Genomic DNA, 13120 nt, shown 5'->3' on the forward strand with positions numbered 1-13120 from the left:
ATTGGTAATTGGTAATTGGATAAAAACAACTATCAATTATCAATTATCAATTATCAATTATCAATTATCAATTATCAATTATCACCTGTCACCTGCTGACTTGGTGGAATCTTCTGCATAGGAATAAGCACTTCCATTACAGATTTAACAATAGGCGCTGTCACAGTTCCACCATAGGCATTTGCTCCTTTTGGTTCATCGACTATTGCCAAAACTACATAACGGGGGGCTTCTGCTGGGACAATACCCACAAAGCTAGTAATTCTTGCACCGGGAATATATCCACCTTTAGGAGAGGCTTTTTGGGCTGTACCGGTTTTACCTGCAATACCGTATCCTTTGATTTGAGAAGCTTTACCACTTCCCTGAGAAACCACAGTTTCCATCATGTCCATGACCTTTTGGGTAGTTGTAGGTGAGAAAATCTGGCGTGGTGCTGGTAGATTAGGTGAGTAGTGAATTTTACCTTGATTATCAATCAAGCCTTCAACTACATGGGGTGTTATCAATTTACCACCATTAGCCAAAGCGCCGTGCATTTGCACCAGTTGTAAAGGTGTCAAAGAAAAACCTTGCCCAAAAGAAGTAGTTGCTGGTTCTAGATTAGAGGATAGGAATTTTTCTTGCCTTTTGAGACTGCCACTGACTGCAAAAGGCAAATCTGTATCCATTTTTTGTCCTAGTCCCAGTTTTTCTAACCAGTTATAATATGTTCTCGGCTTCAGACGTTGGATAATTTGTACCATACCAACGTTGCTAGAAGTTTGTAAAATTTCGGCAATATTAATTCGTCTAAAACTGTTAATTTCTGCGTTTTTGATAATGCGGTCAGCGACTTTAATAGTACCTGGGTCATTAAATACATCCTCTGGTTTGATGACACCATTTTCCAGAGCGATCGCCACAATTAAAGGTTTAAAAGTAGAACCTGGTTCATAAAGATCCGCGACAGGCCAATTTCTAAACAGTGAAATATCTGCTTTGGAATATTGATTTGCATTATAGGTAGGATGAGAAACCAAGGCCAATAATGAACCATCGGTGGCATCCATCACAATTACAGCACCGCGTTTAGCCTGAAACTTGTCAATCTGTTCTTTGAGTGCCGTCCGGGCTGCCCGTTGTAAACGATTATCAATAGTGAGTTGCAGTTTTAAATCATCAGAATGCAAAAATCCTTCTGGTGCATAGGTTGGCATAATTGCGCCGTTACCAGCCCGACTGAGACGCACTGTTTGCCTGGAGCGTTCCAATAGTGTCTCTTGACTATATTCAACCCCCGCCTGACCCTGACGGTCAAGATTAACATAGCCCACTACATTAGCAACCAAATCATCTTGTGGGTAGAAACGGGAATATTTTTGAATAAATTCCAAGCCATTCAAGCGGAATGAAATCAAGCGATCGGCAATATTTTCGCCAATACCATTAGCAATTAGAATACCGCTGCTTCTACTTTCAAATGTTTTTACTAACTGACGAGCATCTTTGTTGAGAATTGGTGCAATTTTTTCTGCTATTTCCTCCTTAGACTTATCAAATAGTTTGGGATGGGCATACAGGGTATATACTGGACGGTCAATGGCCAACATATTGTTATTGCGATCAACCACTGGGCGACGGGGTATAAAAGGACGCACATTCACCATTTGCTGGTTTCTTGCCCTTTGAGTGAGTTTTGCACCATCAATAATTTGCAGTCGATACAAATTGAAAGCCAACCCCAACCCAGCAGCAACCAATATACCCCAAACTATCAACAGTCGAGACTTGGGATTGGTTGCTTGAGCTTGAGGAAAACCATTCTCTGGTACAGCTTGTTTGTAGAACTTGCGCCGCCTTGTAAACTTTAAATTCTGCAAATTTCTCAATTTTGTTCGGCTTGGTGACTTCTGCATTGGGTTTTTTTGTGTCAGTTCTCAGTTGTTAGGGAACAGGGAACAGGGAACAGGGAATAGGGAACAGGGAATAGGGAACAGGGAACAGGGAATAGGGGTAATCAATTAGCAATCACCAATCTCTTTAAATTTTAATATCCTAATGGAGAGGAAGTTTGGGACTGCACTTGTGAATTGGGAATTATACTTGAGGATGCTGACTTTGGACTAGGGGATGTTGGTGGCAAAAAAATTGTCTCCCCTGGAGTTGGTAATCTTAGTCCTGCTTCTGCTTTTTCTCCCTCTTCAGCCATTTTTTTGATCAGTGCTGCATTGATTGTGTTCAACTGCCGCTCATGACGTTGTAGGCTTTGCAGAGTGCGGTAATATTGACTCCAAAGCTCTTGAGAATAGACTGTCAAACCATAAACCACCAGTGTTGCAGCCACAGATACAAATGTCGCAGCTGAGGAATAACGATAGACAGCGTGCAAGCGTAGCAACCATATCGGTGTGGATGCAGCAGTAGACATCTCATTTAGGTGTTTATCCTTGGACTGCCCATTCACATTTGTGGTATTTGTGACTGTTTTTTGTCCAGAATTTTTCTCCAATGTTGATACTACTGCCTCACTGACTAGAGAAGTTGATATTTTTCTAGGGGAATTACGTTTTCTTTTAGAGCGCACTACTGTGGATGCACTATTCGATTTAGAATTTGTTTGCATATTTTTTAACAGGATACTAGAGCCGATACCTTTTTGCTAACTAATGCTAACAAATGCATAAGTTGAGATTATCTCTCAACCAAGGCGTATCAACCAATGCACGAAGACTTGTGTCGAGCGCAAGCCGAGACATAAATTCCTCGCGCACCATTCAAATCTCGGTTCATAGTTTTACCATCTATCCGAGATTTGATAGTTTTAGATCCCCCTAGATTATTGATGATTTCACCAGTCCAACTTACTGTTTTTGAAGTGTATGCTTCATTAACATCAACCACTATTTTATTAAATTCGTGCGCTTTATGTTTGATAAATTGCTTGAATTTGTAGTGACTTAAAGTAAGCATTTGTCGGACTGATTTAGACTTAATCCTTCTCTTGACTTTTCTAGACATCATAGATGTCTCAAAAGTAGGAAGTAGAATCACATCAAAATTATCAACCAAAAATCTAGCTGTCTTTTTATGCAACTCGTCTACTAGATATTTAATCTTTCCTCTTAGCCGAGTTGCTGCATTTTTTAATCTCTTCTTCTGTTTGCTCTTAGCCTTAGATATTTTGCTAATTAACTTATCTAATTTGAAACAAAGTTTCTGGGTTCTTAGATTAGCATTTTCGCCTAACCATCCAAAGCAATTATCCGCAAAGAAGGTTAAAAAATTTCTAATTCCGGGATCTAAAGCTACAACACGACCTTGGTTCTCGGTTTTATGCCGTAGACTTTCTATTGGTAAGCAGATGTAATAATCTCCGTAAAATGAGACTAATCTACAATCTCCAAACCCATCAGGGAGAGGATCTTTATATTTTAGCTCTCCTAACACAGTGTGATAAATTCCTGCATCTTTTACGGCAGATTTGGGAATATAACAAGACTGCACAGGATCTTTTTTGGTTCTGAATCTACACCTGCTAATTCCACCACCATTAATATACTTTTTCTTAGCATTTTTAACAGCTTGGCAAGCATCTTTAATGGCAATAGATTTAATTTGATATGGCGCATCTTTACACCATTCAGGTAATCCTTGGATAATCCCAGTTTTTATCCCTTTCCAGTTGGCTTTTGTTTCTGGAGTTTGTAAATACCGAATTGTTTCGTTATAAACAAATCTGGAAACACCAAACCAATATTTAACCTTCCTTTTCTGTGCAGGACTCAATTTCAGATAAATCCTCTTTGATTTTTTTAAAGTATTTTCTCCAGTCCTGCATTCTACAGGAAAAGATGTGAAGGATTGATAGTAAATTTTATGGTGAGCGAAGCCGAACCACTTGGGTAAGTTCTGATTGTGGACAGTGTACAGTTTTGTCGAGAACCACGATTTGTCCACCGTTTTGCTCGACCATATATTGTACAAGCTCAAATCCAAATCTTGCGAGTCTGTCCCGACAGGCAACAACAAGGATGAACTTATCTCCTTGCAGAAGTCTGTCCAATAGGGAGCGCAGACCTTTTCTTTTGAAGTTGAGTCCTGAGCCAATATCTTTGATGATTTCTGCGTCTGGGTAGAGGGATTGCATATAAGCGATTTGTCTATCGAGGTCATCTCGCTGCTTTGAGGAGCTAACCCGACAGTAGCAAATAGTGGGAGTTCTAGTTGAATCGCCCCTGATGTATGATTCGACATCGTACAATCTTTGCCCTGCTGGGTTTTTAATGCTTTTGATTTTCCCCTCATCTGCATATCTCCTTAAAGTGTTTGGATGCAATCCCAGAAATTCGACCGCTTTTCTGAGTGGTATGTATGCCATGAGGAAAGTATAGCATTAGTTAGCGAAAGTTAGCAAATGATTAACTAGCTAATTTCCTCCCCGCAGGGGTAGGTTTTTAATATTATCTGTTGAGGCAGGACCACCGAAGACAAGGAGGTATTGTAGACAAGGAAGATTTTCTACAAAACAAGGTCTGTTTAGCCTCAGTTTTTGTTACCAATTGTACATTATTTGTACGGTTTTCCTCCCTTGTCCACTGTCCTTCCTTGTCCCCCAAGTCTTGCCCTCACGAAAATGTAAAATACCTACCCTTGTGAGGACCCCAGGGTGGGGTCAAATTTCGCTTGAACCAGGCACTTTTTGTAGCAACAGCTAATTTGCGGACAGCAGTCATGATTTTTGTAAATGATAGATTTTGTACTTAAACTTAATACATTTAAAATTATGGCAATGCAGAGCAGTCAGAAGCAATACCTAATACTCATATTGGTTTACCGTTAGAGATTACCCAAAAGTTGGGTGGAAATTTCTACTCTCAAAGCATTTCAAAAAAATCGACAAATAAGCTATTGTAGTCAACAGAGCAATTTTTAGTATTGCCTTAATTGGTGAAAGAGGAGTTATGAAAACAAAAATCTTTGGTTTGGCTCTCATGTTAAGTCTGGCTACCACTCTGGGAGCTTGTGAAGGTGGTGGCAATCCCGCTGGTACTACCACTACTCCCGCTGCTACACCAGCAGCTGGCGAGCCTGCTGACACTGGTGCTACCCCCGCTTCTGCTACAACAACACCAGAAGCTACCCCCGCTGCTACAACAACACCAGAAGCTACCCCCGCTGCTACTCCAAACTAAGACTGGATACGATAATTTATTGAGGATAGCGATTCTCTCTGCATCGCAATCACATAAATAATTTGATCAGGCATCCAGAATGGTAAACAGTATGAGATAACCTTCTTGGCAGGACCATCAAAACCAAAGCGGAGCGACTCGACTATGATAAAATCGAATCAATCCGCTTATGGTTATCAATTGATAATTGTTTCGGTAATTGTCAATTGTTCATTGTCCATGATTGCAACAATTGTCTTTACTTAGAAAGTAGCTTTATGTTGCTACTGCAATTCAGTACATCTCACTATTGTCGTAAAGCTCGACTGGTTTTAGGTTACAAGGGTATTAATTATCAGGTAGAAAATCTCACTCCTGGCTTGCACATCCTCAAGGTGAAGCCATTAACAGGTTTAACTACTCTGCCTGTTTTGTTGCCGCAAATAGAGGGACAACCCCAAGCTATTGGCGACTCTACGCAAGTTTTAAAATTTTTAGAATCGTATCAACCAGAACCTTCATTATTTTTCAGTAACCCGGAACAACAAACAGAAGCTTTGATGCTGGAAGACTGGTTAGATGAAAGCATTGGTACTGCTACAAGGTTTGTATATTATCATTTTCGGGCTGGTGAAGGTAAAAACATTGATCCCTCTTTATCCAGTCAAATAGTGATTGGTGTGGTTAGGAAACAATATGGTATTAACAATGCTAGTGTAGAATTAGCTACTAAAAGGCTGACAATTGCCCTAGAAGAATTATCTAAACGCTGGCGAAGCAGCGAATATTTAGTAGGCGATCATTTGAGTGTAGCTGATATTGCCGCAGCCGCTTTATTGAGTCCTCTAGCACTTATTCCTCAATATCGTCAAGGATATCCTTGGTTGTTTGAACGCATTGTCAAAATTCATCAATTGTGTGGTGAAGCATTACCACCAGGACTGTAAAAAGTCAAAAGTCAAAAGTCAAAAATGAGATGTATGAAATTTTGGTTTTTGGGTATAAGTACCGCTATGTTAGTGGTGGTTAGTAGCCATTGGGGAACAAAGGTCATGGCATTACCACCTGTGGAGGATATACCAGAGGAGATATTGCGGACAGAGATTATTACCATTGGGCGATCGCCTATTGATGGTAAACTCTTAACTGCTGCTGAATATGCCCAAATACAAGCGCAACTACAAACCAGCCCCCCACCAAAACTTAATGCTCAAATCCGAGAAAAAATATTTCTGTTACAGTTACGCAAGACATTATTACAGCTTTTCCCTTTTTTAGATATTTAGGGGTTGCTGAATAAACCAAAAAGCCTCATAAATCAAAGGTTTGAGGCTCTTCAATAATGGACAATTAACAATTAAAAATTGACAATGACCTCTCCCTTAAAGGGCGGATTTTTTTTGGGTTTTTTCCCCTTGAAACCCACCTTCCGCACCCTAAACTGTCACACAACGAAGATTGACCGTTTGGGGATTTGAGATTGGCGAACTGCTTGCAGCAGCGCTTCGCTATCGCCACCTAAGATTTAGACTATTTTGTATCAAAATTATCCTCAAAGGTATTCAAAAATCCGAAATTACCGATTGTGACACTAGGGGGTGCGGAATGTGGGTTTGATAGCACCGTTGAAGGTTCGTTTGTGGACTATTCAAGAATCCCCCGGCTTTTAGCCGTGGGGAGTATCAAAACTGAATCACTAACCGATACTGTTAGTAACCGGGTGGAAATAAAAAGCAAAACCTAAAACTGTATAAGCAGCTAAAAGTAAAGTTCCTTCCAACCAATTAGACTTACCATCAGAACTAATGCTATTGGCAATTAAAACCGATACCGCTACAGCTACCAGTTCAAAAGGATTAAAATCTAAATCCATTGGTTGACCCATAAACCAACCTGCAATAACCAAAACAGGAGCAACAAATAACGCTATTTGCATACTTGAACCCACCGCAACAGATAAAGAAAGATCCATTTTATCTTTCATGGCCACAGTTACAGCCGTAGCGTGTTCAGCAGCATTACCAACAATGGGAACTAAAATTACCCCTGTAAACAAAGCTGTTAAACCTAGTTTAGAAGTAGCTACTTCCAAAGAATCTACCAATAATTCTGATTCTAAAGCCACCAGCAGAGTGCAAACTAAGAGTACACCACTCCACAACCAAAGATTGGGTTTTTCATGGGGAGTTTCTTCAGCTTCTTCTATCTCTGCTACACCTACATCATATAAATAGGCGTGAGTTTTCATAGAAAATAGCAGTGTCAAGCCATAAACTAAAATTAAGACTACAGCCACAGCTAGAGACAGATTTTGTACTACTTTTTCACTAATGCCAATGGAAGTGTAGTTCATAGCTGTGGGTAGCAAAATTGCTATAACCGCCAAATTCATCGACGAAGCATTTACCCTAGCTACCACCGATTCAAAAGTTTGTTCCTTGTAACGTAGTCCGCCTAATAACATAGAAAGACCCATAACTAGCAGTAAGTTACCGATAATTGAACCTGTGATACTGGCTTTAACGACTTCTATCAGTCCAGCATTGAGGGCAACCAAGGCTATGATCAATTCTGTAGCATTACCAAAGGTAGCGTTTAATAACCCTCCCAGCACCGGACCGACAACTACAGCAATTTCTTCGGTAGCTGCACCCATCCAAGCGGCTAGGGGCAAAATAGCTAATCCTGCGGTGATGAATACTACCAATTCTCCCCACTCTAAAAAGTGCGCTGCTAGGGAAATGGGGATAAAAACTAATAGGCCAAGAAAAATGATGTTTTTAGTTGACATTATATGATCTCGAATTTTGGATAGGTATAACCAAGATATAGGATACTGTCAAGCTTTCGGAAATTCTACTGTTTCAATGATTTCCGCAGATATATAAAATAAGATGACGATTTAATTCAATATTGCAATATTTTGTTGCAAAAGTATGACTTTCAACTTGGGTTTTATCACAAAAATGGGTTTTAATAGATTACAATACCGTTAATTGTCTTGGCTGATGAGCGTTGCCAGTGATATAATCCCCAATATGAAATTTTATGCCATCTTTGATCATTTTTCATCTACGAGGGAACAGTTGCGCGAGAATGCAGATTTCCTGACATATTGAGACAATTTTTGCCAAAATTCTGATTCGGTTTGATTTTCAAGCTGTTGTTTAAAGCGGATTAGACCATAAAACAAATGTAAAAAGGTACACATAACACACACTTTCGCCACAATTGCAATTTGACCTGTAATTTTAATTGGGATAAAAATATGATGACATCTGCTGCTGAATTGCCAGTAAACTCTGGCTTAACATTAACATTAAATCAATCAGAACCAGATTCTCAACACCTGACTGAAAATGATCCCCTGAAAAAACCCCGTGGTGTATACGTGACGGTGCATGGACATTTTTATCAACCACCTAGAGAAAACCCTTATTTAGATGCCATTGAACGTCAACCTAGTGCTACCCCTTTTCATGATTGGAATGAGCGCATTCATTGGGAATGTTATCGCCCCAATGCCTTTGCTAGAGTGCTAAATGACAAAAATGAATTATTGGGGATCGTCAATAATTATGAGTACATGAGCTTTAATATTGGTCCTACTCTGATGTCGTGGTTGGAGCGCTACGATGTAGAAGTTTATCAACGAATTTTAGAAGCTGATGCTAAGAGTAGTCAAAGGTTAAATGGTCATGGCAATGCGATCGCCCAAGTCTATAATCACATTATCATGCCTTTAGCTAATGAACGAGATAAATATACACAAATTCGCTGGGGCAAAGCAGACTTTAAATCTCGTTTTGGTCGTGATCCCGAAGGTATCTGGTTAGCAGAAACGGCGGTTGATTATGCAACTATCAAAGCTCTCATTTCCGAAGGCATTCGTTTTATTGTCCTTGCACCATCCCAAGCTCAACGTTGTCGTCCTTTCGCCACAGAACATGATCCCCACCCTAAATGGCATGAAGTTGGAGGTAGTCAGATTGATCCTACTCGTCCTTATCGTTGTTATTTAAAGCCAACTCTGCAAACCACATCTTCACCTTTGAGTGTGACTAAAACCACTTCTCTAGAAAACACAGAAGGTTTACCTTATATTGATATCTTTTTCTACGATGGTCCGATATCACGGGATATGGGTTTTAGTGATGTGGTTTATAGTTCTCACCACTTTGCAGGTAGAGTAGGTGCAGCAGTACGCGGGGATCATCGTCCCGCACAGTTAATATCTGTAGCTACCGATGGGGAAACCTTTGGACATCACAAAAAGGGAACTGAGAAAACTTTAGCCTATGCTTTTATTGGTGAGTTTCCCCGTCACGGTTGGACGGTAACAAATTTTGCTCACTATTTAAGTTTAAATCCTCCGAGTTGGGAAGTGGAGTTAAAACCTGTCACCGCTTGGAGTTGCGCTCATGGTGTGGATAGATGGCAAGATGATTGTGGTTGTGGTGGAGAAGGTGGTGTTTGGCATCAAAAATGGCGCAAGCCGTTACGCAGTGCGTTGAACTGGTTGCGGGATCAGTTAATTGAAGTGTATGAGGAATATGGGAGAAAGTTATTTCGTGATCCCTGGTTAGCAAGGGATGAATATATTGAAATTTTACGCGATCGCTCTCCTGCTAATGTCACCCGTTTTCTCTCCCGTCATCAAACCCACAAACTTACTGCTACAGAACAGATAGATGCTTTGCGTTTGTTGGAAATGCAGCGCCACGCCTTATTTATGTTTACCAGTTGTGGTTGGTTTTTTGAAGAGTTATCCAGACCAGAAGGAACGCAAATTCTCCGCTATGCTGCTCGTGCTTTAGAATTAGCAGGAGATGTGGCAGGTGTGCAGTTGGAAAAAGGTTTCCTCAAACGTTTGGGTTTAGCTCACAGCAATGTGGAACACTTTAAACATGGTGCAGAAGTTTATCGTCAATTGGTGCTAACTGCCCAAATTGGATTTAAACAAGTTGCTGCCCATTATGCGATTACTTCCTTATTCAACAATCACAATAATGCGATCTCCACACAAGACAGATCGGAAAATCTGGAAACTTATCAAAAGCGTGTTTATTGCTACACAGCCAATGAGTTAGATTACCAACTGCAACGCATGGGCGCGTTAACTATGGCGGTGGGACACTTGAAATTAGTGTCAGAAATTACTTGGGAAAGTGAAAATTTAGTATTTGCAGTGTTGCATTTAGGCGGTTGGGATTTTCACTGCTGCATTCAACAGTTTACAGGTAGACGTGATTATAGTCACCTCAAAGAAACTCTATTTACATCTTTGCAACAGGCCAGCGCGGCTCATGCTATTTTGGCAATGACAAAGATTTTTGGTGATGAAGCCTTTAGTTTGCAAAATCTGTTTGCAGAAGAACGTCATCGTATTATGCGGCTGTTAAGTCAGGAAACACTGAATAGATTAGACCAATTGTATACCCAGACATACAGGGAAAACTACGGTGTGATTATGGCTTTTCATCGGGATGGGTTAACAGTTCCTCAAGAATTGCAAGTAGCAGCGGAGATAGCTTTAGGTTATCGCTGTATGATGACATTGCGTAGCCTAGAGCAAGATATCACCGAAACCCAATTAAGTTGGAATCACATTTTAGAATTAGAGGCGATCGCCACTGAAGCTAAACATTTGCGTTGTCAGCTAAATATACCAGAAGGCAAACAGATATTAGAACAGTTAATTGTGCGTTTGCTGTGGCAATTATTACACGAGGCGAATGGTTCTTTTAGTACAGATATCCAAAGGCTAGAAAAGTTGATTGATGTGGGATATCAGTTAAATTTGGGTATTTCTCTGGAAAAATCCCAAGAACTATACTTTAGTTGTTTACATAGTCAAATAGTTCCCCTGTGTCTCACTAACTTGAACAACCCAACCGAAGCTAATCAGTGTCGTCATCTGCTAAAATTGGGGCAGAAATTAGCCGTTGATGTCAGCATGATTGGTGATCGGTGATCGGTGACTGGTGATTGGTGATTGGTGACTGGGAAAATACAAATAATTTCTCCCTGCTCCCTGATCCCTACCTTTGCCAATATCTAACGGCTATTACGCGCACCCGATTTAGAAGCAGATTCATTTTGCAACCGCAGCAAAGTATTATATATCTGACGCTTCAAATCGGCGTTGCTTTGAATTTCGACAGTAATTTGATTAAACCGGGCAATGCTTAAATTATTGGCTGATACTATGTTTTGAGAATCGTTACAATAATTAACAGCTATCTCCCTGGCCTTGTTTGGTAGGGAATTCATGCTGTTAGGGTCATTACAGACAATTTTGGGAATTTCTTCTCCACCAATAAGTTTTTTAATTTCTTTAAACGCAATTTGGCGCTTTGGCTCCATTTCTAATACAGACTGGGCATAGTTAGTAACTTCTGCATTATCAACTGGCGGAATTTGAGCATCTGCTTTCACAGTCAAACCCAAAGTAGCAATTAAACTCGCAGCGGCGAGAGTTGCAAATACCAAGGACTCAGAAAGTTTATGTTTAATTGAAGTTCGCAAAAAGACAAAATAATTTTCCTGCATACGATAGATGACACAGAATAATAGTAGAGATATGATAGTAGGTTTGATTTATTTTAGGAATCAGATGTTCCGGTAAAATCGGAATTTTGATCAAGGTTGGGACTGGGGACTGGGGAAGAAGCAGGGGGAAGTTATTTGTATTTTTCCCAATTACCAACTACCAATTACCACCAATTACCAATCACCAATCACCAATCACCGTTTCTGATATACTTGGCATAGTTCAACGACTTTAGTTTGTAGGATTGAGGTTTCTGAAGCTCCTTGTTTGAGGCTAACTTCTAATTCCAGCAGTAGGGGTAAAGATGAAATTAGTTGTTGTACAGAAAGAGATTTGACTTCTTGCTGTAAGAAGTAAATACGTTTGGGGTTATTGATTTCCGCTGCTTGGGCGATCGCTTGGGGGTTGCGCTCTCCTGTTTCCATCATAATCTTTACCCATAGCCATGTGCGAAACTGCCCTATCAAAGTGGCAACAATTCTTAAACCCGGTTCAGCCGCATTTATTAGATCCCCGACAATACCCAAAGCTTTAGCTGTATCACCCGTTCTAATAGCTGCTGCTAATTGCAAGGTGTTTTGAGTAGTATTTCTGACTAACTGAGTTACAGTTTTCACATCTAAAGGTTTATTACTACCTCCCATAAACAGGCGTAATTTCTCCATTTCTGTATAGAGAAGCCTGGTGTCGTTGCCTATAGACTCAGCTAATATTTCCGCAGTTTGGGAAGTTAATTTGATACCGACATCTTGAGCAACTTCATTGACAGCTTGTACCAACAACTCAGTTTTCCAGGGGGGAATAAGTGAAAACTCGCGGATTTCGGCAAATTGTTTGATAAATTTTGTAGCTTTGAGACGTTCATCAGGTTTACTGCGGCTTGTTACCAATAAAAAGGAATTTTCAGGAATTGCGGGTAAAGTCCGTTGTAATTCTGATAACGCATTTTCTGGACACTGTTGGCATAAATTAGAATTGACTAACCAAACCAAACGCCCACCAGCACCGAAAGCGGGAGTCATAACTTGATTTAAAGCCTGAATTATTGCATCAGGTTGATCTGGGGGAAAAGCGGTATAGTTAAAGCTTGTCCAAAGAGGATCAAGAACGCGATCGCGCAAAGCTACAACCGCCTTTTCCATCGCAAAATCATCTTCACCCCAGTAAACGTAGATTGGCATAAATTGGTGATAGTTGATAGTTGATAGTTGATATGTTGATAGTTGATATGTTGATATGTTGATATGTTGATAGTTGACAGAGAAACATAAAATTGATTACCCAGTCCCCAGTCCCCAGTCCCCAGTCCCCAGTCCCCAGTCCCCAGTCCCCAGTCCCCAGTCCCCAGTCCCCAGTCCCCAGTCCCCAGTCCCCAGTCCCCAGTCCCCAGTCCCCAGTCCCCAGTCCCCAGTCC

12 protein-coding genes are annotated in these 13120 nt (G+C 40.5%); 4 read left to right on the forward strand and 8 right to left on the reverse strand.

What is annotated here, in order from left to right:
- Positions 1-74 precede the first annotated feature (74 nt).
- From H6F45_RS17385 to H6F45_RS17400, 4 genes are all read right to left on the reverse strand, one after another.
- Complete coding sequence (locus H6F45_RS17385) at positions 75-1898, reverse strand: penicillin-binding protein 2 (protein WP_190347927.1); 1824 nt, start codon at positions 1896-1898, stop codon at positions 75-77.
- Positions 1899-2029: 131 nt separating this feature from the next.
- The gene (locus tag H6F45_RS17390; protein ID WP_137666928.1) at positions 2030-2605 is read right to left on the reverse strand and encodes a hypothetical protein; all 576 of its coding nucleotides are present in this window, start codon (positions 2603-2605) and stop codon (positions 2030-2032) included.
- An 89-nt stretch (positions 2606-2694) separates the two neighbouring features.
- Entirely contained in the window at positions 2695-3939 is a 1245-nt protein-coding gene (locus tag H6F45_RS17395; protein WP_347237745.1) for a transposase, read from the reverse strand.
- Positions 3857-4360, reverse strand: a complete 504-nt coding sequence (locus H6F45_RS17400) for an IS607 family transposase (RefSeq protein ID WP_236104138.1) — start codon at positions 4358-4360, stop codon at positions 3857-3859. Before H6F45_RS17400 ends, H6F45_RS17395 begins: the two co-directional genes overlap by 83 nt.
- Positions 4361-4943: 583 nt before the next feature.
- On the opposite strand from H6F45_RS17400, the gene H6F45_RS17405 reads away from it, so the two are divergent.
- The 3 genes from H6F45_RS17405 (at position 4944) to H6F45_RS17415 (ending at position 6439) form a co-directional block, all read left to right on the forward strand.
- Entirely contained in the window at positions 4944-5174 is a 231-nt protein-coding gene (locus H6F45_RS17405; protein WP_096572074.1) for a hypothetical protein, read from the forward strand.
- 257 nt (positions 5175-5431) lie between these two features.
- Complete coding sequence (locus tag H6F45_RS17410; protein WP_096572073.1) at positions 5432-6100, forward strand: glutathione S-transferase family protein; 669 nt, start codon at positions 5432-5434, stop codon at positions 6098-6100.
- Between the two features lie 24 nt (positions 6101-6124).
- Positions 6125-6439, forward strand: coding sequence for a hypothetical protein (locus H6F45_RS17415; RefSeq protein ID WP_096572072.1), 315 nt, complete (start codon positions 6125-6127; stop codon positions 6437-6439).
- Positions 6440-6849: 410 nt separating this feature from the next.
- Here H6F45_RS17415 and cax read toward each other — a convergent pair whose 3' ends face one another.
- Positions 6850-7944, reverse strand: coding sequence for a calcium/proton exchanger (gene cax / locus H6F45_RS17420; protein WP_096572071.1), 1095 nt, complete (start codon positions 7942-7944; stop codon positions 6850-6852).
- 480 nt (positions 7945-8424) lie between these two features.
- On the opposite strand from cax, the gene H6F45_RS17425 reads away from it, so the two are divergent.
- The gene (locus tag H6F45_RS17425; RefSeq protein ID WP_137668807.1) at positions 8425-11127 is read left to right on the forward strand and encodes a DUF3536 domain-containing protein; all 2703 of its coding nucleotides are present in this window, start codon (positions 8425-8427) and stop codon (positions 11125-11127) included.
- An 83-nt stretch (positions 11128-11210) separates the two neighbouring features.
- On the opposite strand, the gene H6F45_RS17430 is transcribed toward H6F45_RS17425, so the two are convergent.
- Genes H6F45_RS17430 through holA form a run of 3 tightly spaced genes read right to left on the reverse strand, consistent with a single transcriptional unit; the run spans position 11211 to position 12887 of the window.
- Positions 11211-11705, reverse strand: coding sequence for a DUF4168 domain-containing protein (locus H6F45_RS17430; RefSeq protein WP_137668803.1), 495 nt, complete (start codon positions 11703-11705; stop codon positions 11211-11213).
- On the reverse strand, positions 11665-11862 hold the full coding sequence (locus H6F45_RS17435; protein ID WP_190347928.1) for a hypothetical protein: 198 nt from the start codon (positions 11860-11862) through the stop codon (positions 11665-11667). Before H6F45_RS17435 ends, H6F45_RS17430 begins: the two co-directional genes overlap by 41 nt.
- A gap of 38 nt (positions 11863-11900) precedes the next feature.
- The gene (gene holA / locus H6F45_RS17440; protein ID WP_137668802.1) at positions 11901-12887 is read right to left on the reverse strand and encodes a DNA polymerase III subunit delta; all 987 of its coding nucleotides are present in this window, start codon (positions 12885-12887) and stop codon (positions 11901-11903) included.
- Positions 12888-13120: the final 233 nt, after the last annotated feature.

The sequence above is a fragment of the Sphaerospermopsis sp. FACHB-1194 genome (genome assembly GCF_014696235.1).
GTDB classification, from domain to species: domain Bacteria; phylum Cyanobacteriota; class Cyanobacteriia; order Cyanobacteriales; family Nostocaceae; genus Sphaerospermopsis; species Sphaerospermopsis kisseleviana.

What these genes read in the sequence shown, in the direction of transcription:
- H6F45_RS17385 (WP_190347927.1), bottom strand. Translation starts at nt 1,898, where the DNA reads ATGCAGAAGTCACCAAGCCGAACAAAATTGAGAAATTTGCAGAATTTA.
- H6F45_RS17390 (WP_137666928.1), bottom strand. Translation starts at nt 2,605, where the DNA reads ATGCAAACAAATTCTAAATCGAATAGTGCATCCACAGTAGTGCGCTCT.
- H6F45_RS17400 (WP_236104138.1), bottom strand. Translation starts at nt 4,360, where the DNA reads ATGGCATACATACCACTCAGAAAAGCGGTCGAATTTCTGGGATTGCAT.
- H6F45_RS17405 (WP_096572074.1), top strand. Translation starts at nt 4,944, where the DNA reads ATGAAAACAAAAATCTTTGGTTTGGCTCTCATGTTAAGTCTGGCTACC.
- H6F45_RS17410 (WP_096572073.1), top strand. Translation starts at nt 5,432, where the DNA reads ATGTTGCTACTGCAATTCAGTACATCTCACTATTGTCGTAAAGCTCGA.
- H6F45_RS17415 (WP_096572072.1), top strand. Translation starts at nt 6,125, where the DNA reads ATGAGATGTATGAAATTTTGGTTTTTGGGTATAAGTACCGCTATGTTA.
- cax (WP_096572071.1), bottom strand. Translation starts at nt 7,944, where the DNA reads ATGTCAACTAAAAACATCATTTTTCTTGGCCTATTAGTTTTTATCCCC.
- H6F45_RS17425 (WP_137668807.1), top strand. Translation starts at nt 8,425, where the DNA reads ATGACATCTGCTGCTGAATTGCCAGTAAACTCTGGCTTAACATTAACA.
- H6F45_RS17430 (WP_137668803.1), bottom strand. Translation starts at nt 11,705, where the DNA reads ATGCAGGAAAATTATTTTGTCTTTTTGCGAACTTCAATTAAACATAAA.
- holA (WP_137668802.1), bottom strand. Translation starts at nt 12,887, where the DNA reads ATGCCAATCTACGTTTACTGGGGTGAAGATGATTTTGCGATGGAAAAG.